5 protein-coding genes are annotated in these 7565 nt (G+C 71.8%); 1 reads left to right on the forward strand and 4 read right to left on the reverse strand.

Annotated elements, in window-relative coordinates:
• Positions 1 to 141: 141 nt before the first annotated feature.
• The gene (locus ACM2XV_RS10325; protein ID WP_487026868.1) at positions 142 to 2058 is read right to left on the reverse strand and encodes a phosphoenolpyruvate carboxykinase (GTP); all 1917 of its coding nucleotides are present in this window, start codon (positions 2056 to 2058) and stop codon (positions 142 to 144) included.
• 135 nt (positions 2059 to 2193) lie between these two features.
• On the opposite strand from ACM2XV_RS10325, the gene ACM2XV_RS10330 reads away from it, so the two are divergent.
• Positions 2194 to 3642 carry a helix-turn-helix domain-containing protein gene (locus ACM2XV_RS10330; protein ID WP_487026869.1) on the forward strand — a complete coding sequence of 483 codons (1449 nt, stop codon included), beginning with the start codon at positions 2194 to 2196 and terminating at the stop codon, positions 3640 to 3642.
• Between the two features lie 324 nt (positions 3643 to 3966).
• Here the strand turns inward: ACM2XV_RS10330 and glpX are convergent, their stop codons facing one another.
• The 3 genes from glpX to ACM2XV_RS10345 form a co-directional block, all read right to left on the reverse strand.
• Entirely contained in the window at positions 3967 to 4965 is a 999-nt protein-coding gene (gene glpX / locus ACM2XV_RS10335; RefSeq protein WP_487026870.1) for a class II fructose-bisphosphatase, read from the reverse strand.
• 83 nt (positions 4966 to 5048) lie between these two features.
• On the reverse strand, positions 5049 to 6512 hold the full coding sequence (locus ACM2XV_RS10340) for an NAD-dependent succinate-semialdehyde dehydrogenase (protein ID WP_487026871.1): 1464 nt from the start codon (positions 6510 to 6512) through the stop codon (positions 5049 to 5051).
• A gap of 79 nt (positions 6513 to 6591) precedes the next feature.
• The coding region (locus ACM2XV_RS10345; RefSeq protein WP_487026872.1) for a thiamine pyrophosphate-dependent enzyme at positions 6592 to 7565 on the reverse strand (974 nt) is incomplete at its 5' end.

Below are 7565 nucleotides of genomic sequence, written 5' to 3' on the forward strand. Positions count from 1 at the left end.
CCCGCAGCTCGGCGGACAGCAACTCGGCCGCCCCGCGCTCGCTCGATCCGAGGATCACGTGGTAGCCCCGGGCGGCCAGCTCGCGCGCCTGCGCATAGGCGGGGCCGAGCCGGTGGGCGACCCCCGCGACGAGTGCGACCTTCACGGTCGGCCCCCGTCGGCTCGGGTGAGCCGGGCCCGCAGCTCGGCCAGCTCGGCGTGCAGCTCGCTCGGGACGCGCTCACCGAAGCCGGCGAAGAACTCCTCGGTCAGCGCGGCCTCGGCCAGCCAGGCCGCGGGGTCGACCGCGAAGAGCTCTGCGAGGTCGGACTCCGCCAGGTCGAGACCCGACACGTCGAGGGCGCCGGGCGCGGGCACGACTCCGAGCGGGCCGTCCGCGGCTGAGGCATCCCGCGCCCCGCGCCCGGTCTCGGCATCCCCTGCTTCGAGTCGCGCGGCGATCCACGCGAGCACCCGCACGTTGTCTCCGAAGCCCGGCCACAGGTAGCGGCCGTCTGAGCCCTTGCGGAACCAGTTCACCTGGAAGATCTTGGGCGCCTGCGGGCCGAGCCGGCGCCCGACCGAGACCCAGTGCGCCCAGTAGTCGGCCATGTTGTACCCGCAGAACGGCAGCATCGCGAAGGGGTCGCGGCGCAGTTCGCCGACCGCTCCCTCGGCCGCCGCCGTCTGCTCGCTCGCGATGGTCGCGCCGAGGAACACACCGTGGTTCCAGTCGCGCGCCTCGAGCACGAGCGGCACGTTGCTCGCGCGGCGGCCGCCGAAGATGATCGCGTCGAGGGGCACGCCGTCATGCGCCTCCCAGTCGTCGGCGATCGACGGGCACTGGGCGGCCGGCACCGTGAAGCGGGCGTTGGGGTGCGCCGCGGGGCAGCCCAGGCCCGGGGTCCAGTCGGCGCCGGTCCAGTCGACGAGATGAGCGGGCGGCTGCGCGGTCATGCCCTCCCACCACACGTCGCCGTCGTCGGTGAGGGCGGCATTCGTGAAGATCGTGTTGCCCCAGATCGTCTCCATCGCGTTCGGGTTGGTGGATTCCCCGGTGCCGGGCGCCACGCCGAAGAATCCCGCCTCTGGGTTGATCGCCCACAGCCGGCCGTCTTCGCCCTGGCGCAGCCAGGCGATGTCGTCGCCGAGCGTCTCGACGCTCCAGCCGGGCAGCGTCGAGCGCAGCATCGCGAGGTTCGTCTTGCCGCAGGCGCTCGGGAACGCGGCGGCCAGGTGGAAGCGGCGCCCGGCCGGGCTCGTCAGCTTGATGAGCAGCATGTGCTCGGCGAGCCAGCCCTCGTCACGGGCGATCACGCTCGCGATACGCAGCGCGAACGACTTCTTGCCGAGCAGCGCGTTCCCTCCGTAGCCCGAGCCGAACGACCAGATCTCGCGTTCGTGCGGGAAGTGCGCGATGTATTTGTCGGGGTTGCACGGCCATTCGACGTCGGGATGCCGCACGCCCGCCTCGTCCACGAGGGGGCACCCGACCGAGTGCAGCGCCTTGACCCAGGGCTCCCCGCTCTCGATGAGTGCGCGGGGCGCCGCGCCGACGCGAGTCATGATGTGCATGCTCAGCACGACGTAGGCGCTGTCGGTCAGCTGCACGCCGAGCTTCGAGAGGCGGCCGCCGACCGGCCCCATCGAGAACGGCACGACGTACAGGGTGCGGCCGCGCATCGCACCCCGGAAGCGGGCCGTCAGCTCGGTCTTCATCTCGGCCGGGTCGACCCAGTTATTAGTGGGGCCGGCGTCCTCGCGGCTGGCCGAGCAGATGAAGGTGCGGCTCTCGACCCGCGCCACGTCGTCGGGGTCGCTGCGGGCGAGGTAGCTGCCGGGCCGGTACTCGCCGTTGAGCCTGATCAGCTTGCCCTCGTCGAGCAGCACCTTCGTGAGCTCGTGGCGCTCGCGGTCGCTGCCGTCGCACCACACGACGCGGTCGGGTTCGGTGAGCGCCGCGATCTGCTCGACCCAGGCGTGCAGCCCGGGGGCGCGGTCGGGGGTGCGGTCGAACTCGTCGTCGTCGTCGGAGGCGTCGGAGGCGTGCGCGGCGGGGCGCGCTTCCACGATCGTCATGGCGGGCTCCTTCGTTGGTGCCGTGGGTGGTCATGCGGCGAAAAGTTCGCCGTGATGACACTCTGGGCGAGGAATCCGCGCGGCTCGAGAGAAAACCGAGGCGAAGAAACCGGATTCTTGACGTAAGGTCAAGGCATGGCACAGGGCAACGCCGACCTGGTCACCGTCGGCCGTCGAATCCGTCACTTCCGCAACGCGCGCGGCCTCACCCTCGACCAGCTCGGGGCCGCGGTCGGTGCCGCTCCGAGCCAGCTGTCGCTCGTCGAGAACGGCCGCCGTGAGCCGAAGCTGTCGCTGCTGCGCGCACTCGCGGCGGCGCTCGAGGTCGAGCTGTCTGAGCTGCTCGCCGACGAGGCCCCCGACCCGCGCAGCGCGCTCGAGATCGAGCTGACGCGCGCGCAGGCATCCCCCCTCTATGCATCGACGGGCCTGCCCGTGGTGCGCCCGACGCGGGGAACGCCGACCGAGGTGCTCGAGGCGCTCGTCGGCATGCATCGTGAGCTCGCGCGGCGCATGCGCGAGCAGATCGCGACGCCCGAGCAGGCCAGGCGGGCGAACACCGAGCAGCGCGAGTGGATGCGCGCGCGTGACAACTACCTGCCCGACATCGAGCAGGAGGCCGAGGAGCGGGTGCGCGCGACCGGCCACACACAGGGCGCGCTCACGCACCGCGAGGTCGCGCTCATGGCCGAGCAGCTGGGGTTCGAGCTGCTCTACGTCGACGACCTGCCGCGCTCGACCCGGTCGATCACCGACCTCGCGAACGGGCGCATCTTCCTGCCGCCCGCCTCGATCCCCGGCGGCCACGGGCTGCGGTCGATGGCGCTGCAGGCGATCGCGCACCGCGTGCTCGGTCACGAGGCGCCGGGCGACTATGCGACGTTCCTCAAGCAGCGGCTCGAGATCAACTACTTCGCCGCGGCCTGTCTGATGCCGCGCGCGGCCGCCGTCGCCTACCTGCAGGGGGCGAAGAAGCGGCGCGAGCTGGCGGTCGACGACTTCCGGGATGCCTTCGGGGTAACGCACGAGTCGGCAGCGCAGCGCCTCACCAATCTCGCGACCGCGCACCTCGACCTGAGGGTGCACTTCCTGCGCGTGGGCTACGACGGGGCGATCTACCGCGTGTACGAGAACGACGGGCTGCCGCTGCCGGCGGACGTCACGGGTGCGGTCGAGGGCCAGTTCGCCTGCCGCGAGTTCGGCGCCCGCGCGGCGCTCTCGTCGAGCCAGCACACGACCGCACTCGCGCAGTACACGGACACCCCCGCCGGAACGTTCTGGTGCGAGACGCAGGTCGGCTCCGGTGACGACGGGCGCTTCTCGATCACCTTCGGGGTGCCGTTCGACGACGCCAAGTGGTTCCGCGGGCGCGAGACGACCGTGCGGCGGCAGTCGAGCTGCCCCGACCCGCGATGCTGCCAGAACCCGCCCGCATCGCTCGAGGAGCGCTGGAAGGACGCCGCGTGGCCGTCGGCGCGAGCGCACGCGCACATCCTCTCGCCGCTGCCGTCGGGGAACTTCCCGGGTGTCGACGACGCCGAGCTCTACGACTTCCTGGAACGGCACAGCGGCGCCGCCGAGTGAGCCGGTTGCGCCGAGGGGCCGCGGCCGGCCGGCCCCTTTCGCGCGGCGACAACGGATGCTGCTTCGCCGGCGCGAGTCTTTCGCGCGGCGACAACGGATGCTGCTTCGCGGGTGCGGGTCTTTCGCGCGGCGACAACGGATGCTGCTTCGCCGGTCGCTTTCCCACGTCTGATGTCGCCGGCGGAAACCGAGGGGTGTTTTTCCGACGTCTAGTGTCGCCGGCGGAAACCGAGGGGTGTTCTTCCGGCGTCTAGTGTCGTCGCGCGGAAACCGACGGGTGCTTTTCCGACGTCTAGTGTCGCCGGGCGGGTGCCCGGAAGGGACTCACCACTTCTCGGGAAGGTGCTCCGCCGAGATGCGGCGCACGGTTCCGCTCGCCGAGCGCAGCACGACCGACTCGGTGCGGATGACGTCGGGAGTGCGCTCGACGCCCCGTAGCAGCTCGCCACCCGTGACGCCCGTGGCGACGAAGTAGGTGTTGTCGCCGGCGACCAGGTCGTCGAGCCCGAGAATGCGGGTGAGATCGTGCCCGGCATCCCTCGCCCTCTTCGCCTCGGCCTCGTCGCGCGGCGCGAGCCGCCCCTGCAGAACGCCCCCGAGCGCCTTGATCGCGCAGGCGGTGATGATGCCCTCGGGCGTGCCGCCGATGCCCATGCACAGGTCGATCGGCGAGCCGCGTCGCGCCGCATCGATGCCGCCGCCGACGTCGCCGTCGGAGAGCAGCCGCGTGCCGGCGCCGGCGGTGCGGATCTCGTCGATGAGCCCTTCGTGCCGCGGTCGGTCGAGCACGGCGACGCGCACGTCGCTCACCGGCTTGCGCAGCGCGCGGGCGAGCTCGCGGATGTTGTCGCCGACCGACTGGCCGAGGTCGACGACGCCGCGCGCTTCGGGGCCGGCCGCGAGCTTGTCCATGTAGAAGACGGCGCTCGGGTCGTACATCGAGCCGCGGTCGCTGACGGCGATGACGCTGAGGGCACCGGGGCGACCCGTCGCGGTGAGCGAGGTGCCGTCGATCGGGTCGACGGCGATGTCGCAGGCCGGCCCGTCGCCGGTGCCGACGCCCTCGCCGTTGAACAGCATGGGCGCGTGGTCCTTCTCGCCCTCGCCGATCACGACCGTGCCGTCGAAGGCGACGGTGCCGAGGAACGCGCGCATGGCGTCGACCGCGGCGCCGTCGGCGTCCTCCTTACGGCCGCGCCCCACCCAGCTCGAGGCGCCGATGGCGGCGGCCTCGGTGGCGCGCACGAGCTCCATCGCGAGGTTGCGGTCGGGGCTGAGCAGGCGGCCGTCGCGGGTCGCGGCGAGATCGTCAAGAAGCGTCATGACGACGACGCTAGGCGGGCGATCGGATGCCTCGGGCGAGATTCCCGCGACAAGAATGCGCCTTCTTAACGAGCTGTGAAACCTCAGTCGACCGGCAGCAGCGTGTACTTCGTCGACAGGTACTCGTGGATGCCCTCGAAACCGCCCTCGCGACCCACGCCCGACTGCTTCACACCGCCGAACGGCGCCGCAGCGTTCGAGAGCACGCCGACGTTGAGTCCCATCATGCCGGTCTCGAGGCGGTCGATCATGCGGTGGCCGCGGGCGAGGTCCTGCGTGAAGACGTAGGACACCAGGCCGTACTCGGTGTCGTTGGCGAGGCGCACGGCGTCGTCCTCGCTCGAGAACGTCGAGATGGCGAGCACGGGCCCGAAGATCTCTTCCCGCAGGATCGAGCTGCCCGGCTGCACCCCCGTGAGCACGGTCGGCTCGTAGAACGTTCCGGGGCCGTCGACGCGGTTGCCGCCGGTCGTGACGGTGGCACCGCGGCGTGCGGCATCCGCCACCAGCTCGGATGCCTTGGCGACAGCATCCTCGTCGATCAGCGGGCCGATCGCGACGCCGTCCTCCGTGCCGCGCCCGATCTTCATCGCCCGGACGCGCTCGGTGACCCGGCGCGCGAACTCGTCGGCGACCGACTCGTGCACGATGAAGCGGTTGGCGGCCGTGCAGGCCTCGCCGATGTTGCGGAACTTCGCGGCCATGGCGCCGTCGACCGCCTTGTCGAGGTCGGCGTCCTCGAAGACCACGAACGGGGCGTTGCCGCCGAGCTCCATCGAGACGCGCAGCACGCCGTCTGCGGCCTGCGCGATGAGCTTGCGGCCGACCTCGGTCGAGCCGGTGAACGACAGCTTCCGCAGCCGCGGGTCGGCGATGATCGGCGCCGCCACCTTCGACGACGACGACGAGGTGACCACGTTCACCACCCCGGCCGGCAGACCCGCCTCGACGAGCAGCTGCGTGAAGAGCACGGTCGTGAGCGGCGTCAGCTGCGCGGGCTTCACGACCACCGTGCACCCCGCGGCGAGTGCCGGAGCGATCTTGCGGGTCGCCATCGCGAGCGGGAAGTTCCACGGCGTGATGAAGAACGACGGGCCGACCGGGCGCTGGGCGACGATGATGCGGCCCGTCCCTTCCGGGTTCAGGCCGTAGCGGCCGGTGATGCGCACCGCCTCTTCCGAGAACCAGCGCAGGAACTCGCCCCCGTAGGCGACCTCGCCGAGCGCCTCGGCGTATGGCTTGCCCATCTCGAGCGTCATGACGAGCGCGAGGTCCTCCTTGCGCTCCTGCACGAGCTCCCAGGCGCGGCGCAGGATCTCGCTGCGCTTCCGCGGCGCCGTGTTCGCCCAGTCGTCCTGCGCAGCGACGGCCGCGTCGAGGGCGCGGATGCCGTCGTCGGGCGTCGCGTCCGCAATCGAGCGGATGACCTCGCCCGTCGCCGGGTCGCGCACGTCGAAGGTCTGCCCCGACGACGACTCGACCCACTCACCGCCGATGAACAGCCGATGCTCGACCGAGGACAGCAGTGCGCTCTCGCGCTCATTCATGATTCGTTCCCTTCTGCCACTACGAATCATGCCCGCCATCGGGCGGATTCACCGGTCGCGGCTTCCGCAGGGCGGGCTGTCACGAGTTCGCGCGGATGACCTCGTGCTGGTACGGGGCGATCACCTCGCCGTCGATGCGCAGGTCGAGCACCAAGAACGGGCGAGCGGATGCCGGCGCGGCGGCCCACTCGGCGAGGCTCTCGAGGTCGCCGAGCTCGCGCACGACGACGCCGTCTGCGCCGAGCGCTCGCCCCAGCGCGGCGAAGTCGACCTCGGGGATCAGCATCGGCTCGCGCGCGAGCCCCTTGAGCCCGTAGAGGTTCACCTCGGCGCCGTACGCGCCGTCGTTCCAGAACACGGCGAGCCCGCGACCGCCGGCGGTGCGCACCGCGGTCTCGAAGTCGGCGAGCGCCATGAGGCCGCCGCCGTCGCCCGAGCCCAGCACGACGGTCGTCTCGTCGCCGGTGGCGGCCACCGCGCCGGCGACGCTCGGCAGCCCGAGCCCGATCGACTGGTAGGCCGTGCCGACCATCACCATGCGGTTCGGCTCGGCCACCGGCCAGAACATGTTCGGCCAGGCGAGGAAATGGCCGCCGTCGGTGACCACGACCCGGTCGTCCGGCAGCAGCTCGGCGAGGCGGGCCGCGACCGTGCGTGGGTCGAGCCGACCGCGTGCGGTGCGTCCGTCGGCCGCCCCCGGTTCCTGGGCCCGCAGCGCGGGTGCGTCGATGGTCTCGCGCCAGGGGGTTTTGCGCCCGCCGCCGACAGCTGCGTCTGCGCCGGGGGACGCAAACGTCGGGCGCGGCAACAACTTGTGGGCATCCGCCAGCAGCTCCGCGACCAGTCGCGCGTCGCCGCGCAGGAAGTCGCCGACTCGCGGGTGGGTCGCGGTGGGAGCGGTGTCGACCTGCACGACGTGGGCCGCGGGCGAGAACAGCTCGCCGAAGCGCATCGTGAACTGGTTGAGCCCCGCGCCGAAGACGACGGCGACGTCGGCTTCGCGCACGAGCTCCATGGCAGCGGGCGCGCCGAAGCCCCCGGTGACGCCGAGGT

The organism is Gryllotalpicola sp. CP2-P1, assembly GCF_057512245.1.

What these genes read in the sequence shown, in the direction of transcription:
- ACM2XV_RS10325 (WP_487026868.1), bottom strand. Translation starts at nt 2,058, where the DNA reads ATGACGATCGTGGAAGCGCGCCCCGCCGCGCACGCCTCCGACGCCTCC.
- ACM2XV_RS10330 (WP_487026869.1), top strand. Translation starts at nt 2,194, where the DNA reads ATGGCACAGGGCAACGCCGACCTGGTCACCGTCGGCCGTCGAATCCGT.
- glpX (WP_487026870.1), bottom strand. Translation starts at nt 4,965, where the DNA reads ATGACGCTTCTTGACGATCTCGCCGCGACCCGCGACGGCCGCCTGCTC.
- ACM2XV_RS10340 (WP_487026871.1), bottom strand. Translation starts at nt 6,512, where the DNA reads ATGAATGAGCGCGAGAGCGCACTGCTGTCCTCGGTCGAGCATCGGCTG.